Genomic DNA, 2,642 nt, shown 5'->3' with positions numbered 1-2,642 from the left:
CCAACGTGGGAACACTGGCCGAAGCCCGTGGCGTACAGGGACTCGCCAATACCATCGACAAGGTAGGCAATCATACCGGTTATGGACTGACCGGCGGTGCCATGATCGGTGGATCTGCGGCAGAAGGCGCAAAAAATACCATCCTGAACCTCGGCTATGAGGACCTGAAAGACAATCCCCGGTTCCAGGAACTGTATCAGCAGACCTATGAACAGGCCGGGGGCGGCGATACCCGTGCGCCTTTTGAGCAGGCCAAGGCACTGCTGGCCGAAGAAGCGGCACAGGCTGCTTTCCTGCCGGGCGCAGGGGTTGGGGCATTGTCCATGGGCATCGGTGGGCCTGCCCTGGAAAACATTATCCTGAAAAACGCTGGCACCCGTGGCACCAATGCCCTGAAAGGGTTGCTGACTGAAGGAACCCAGGAGTTCGGTGAAGGCTACGGCCAGCAGATGGCCGAGAACTATGGCCAGCAGCAGGCCGGTCAGAATGTCGGCCTGACCGATAATGCCCTGGGGCAGGCCGTGACCGGTATGGTCATCGGTGGTCCGGTGGGTGGTCTGGTGGGTGGCCTTGGCCGGGTACGGAACCCGGAACAGGTCAGTGCCACTCAGGAAAAACTGAACGACTTAATGAGTCAGCACCAGACCCTGCAAGACCAGATGCAGGAGCCCAACGCCGACCAGACCATGCTGGCAGAGCAACTGCGGCAGAACGCCATGGCCATTGCCAATCTGGAGAGCTGGTTGCAGCATCATGGCGAGCAGGTGCCGCAGGCCGAAGCCGAAGCACAGGCCGCACCGGAAGGCTGGGCAGATCATCACCAGGGCTATACCGACCCATTGACCGGGCAGCACCACCCGCCTGATCCGAAAATGGATATTCCTACAGGATGGGATGACCATAACCCGAACGATCCTCCCGGTGGTGGCGGTGTGTCCGACAACCCGAATGCCGGGCCGCAGGATTTCAGTGGTTATGATCAGCCAGCCTGGCAACGCAACCGACCCGGTAATCCGGCAGAAGCAGTGCGGTTTGGCCAACGCTATGTAGAGACTGCCGACCCAGCTAACAACATGGAGCAGCCGAGCCAGTGGAATGGCCGCTCAGTGGGGTTGGAAGGTCAAACCCCGAACCGCCAGTCCATCAACAACCGGCAGATCGTCGAGTCAGAGCCGTGGTCAAAACCGACTGGCGAGGTGCTGCCAGCACAGACGAAACCAGAGTGGCAGGGCAAAGCCGTCAAACCCCACACCAATATGAAGCCAGTTAAGGTTGGTGACAAGATAGAAAACGCTGAACCGGGCAGCTACACCGGCAACCCCGAACAGGATTTGGCTGTTTACACGGAACGGGTCAGCAACATGAACCGGTTGTTCCGTTCCTTTAATTGGCAGGGCAAGGGAGCCAGCGAGAAAAAACGCCGGGTGCGCCGGTTGATCCATAACCATCGGCAACTGGAGATTGAAGCCCGCAAGGAGGGTATGGGCAGAACCCCGAAAGACCTGACTGAGCCATTGGAAATTTTGAAATGGATGATTGAAAGCGGAGACAGCGAAGGCTTTAACCGGGAAATTCAAAAAGCCGAAACGCAGGTACAAAAAGGGCTCAGGCTAACACCACAGGAAAAAGCAGGAGTCCCTTCTGGAAAAAAGCCGGTACTGGGCAAGGCCGATGAAACGGTGATGGCCGATGAACGGGAAGTCAGCACGCAGTATGCCCTCTATGAACAGTCCGACCTGATCACCAGTCACAACGACACCGGCAGGGTCAACCCGGACTACCCGGCAGAACTGCAACCGAGGGATCGGGCAAGGCAGGCCAGTGAAACCCAGATCCGGGGCATTGCCAGCAAGCTGAACCCGAAGAAACTGGGCGCTAACCCGCTGGCCAGCAGTGGCGCGCCGATCATCGGCAGTGACCGGGTGGTGGAAAGCGGCAATGGCCGGGTGTCTGCAATCCGCAAGGCATACCGCCTTTATGGGGACCGGGCTGAAGCCTACCGTCAGTATCTGAAGGACAACGCCGAGGCCTTTGGCCTGAAGCCGGAGGCTATAGACGGCTTCAAAGAACCGGTACTGGTGCGCCAGCGTCAGGGCAAGCTCGATACCGAAGACCGGGTATCCTTTACCAAGGAGGCCAATAAGCCCGAAACCGCTACGATGTCTCCGGCGGAAAAAGCCAAGCTGGACGCCAGCCGTATTACCCAGGAAGACCTTAACCACTTCGATACCGATGGCACGGGCGACTTGCTGCACCGCAGTAATGACACCTTTCTTGCCCGGTTCGCTGACCGGCTCGGTGACGAATCCGCAGAGCTGAAGACCAGAGAGGGTCACTGGAATAAACAGATGCGCGACCGGGTAGAGTCGGCCCTGTTTATGAAAGCCTACGATGATGAACGGTTGAACAGCCTATTTGCCGAGGACGACAAACCGGACCTGAAGAACCTGATCAAGTCGCTGGCTATGGCGGCACCGCACTTTGCCAGGGCCAAGGGTATAGATCCTGAACTCGGAGGCTATGGTGTTATTGATTCACTGGTGGAAGCCAGCCGTATCCTGCAAGACAGCCGCAACCGTGGCCAGTCGGTGGACGAGATTCTGGACCAGCGTTCCCTGCTGGACAGTTTTAGCCCGGAAACA

General features: G+C 58.2%; 1 protein-coding gene. It reads left to right on the top strand.

Translation table 11 applies throughout. From position 1 onward, the window contains the following. A partial coding sequence (locus tag ACO6V1_RS23380; protein ID WP_422468925.1) for a hypothetical protein occupies nt 1-2,642 on the top strand: 2,642 nt, incomplete at both ends.

Source organism: Endozoicomonas sp. ALC013 (assembly GCF_049310205.1).
GTDB lineage: Bacteria > Pseudomonadota > Gammaproteobacteria > Pseudomonadales > Endozoicomonadaceae > Endozoicomonas.
Note: the sequence above shows the minus strand (reverse complement) of the source record. Positions and strands in the feature narration are given on the sequence as shown.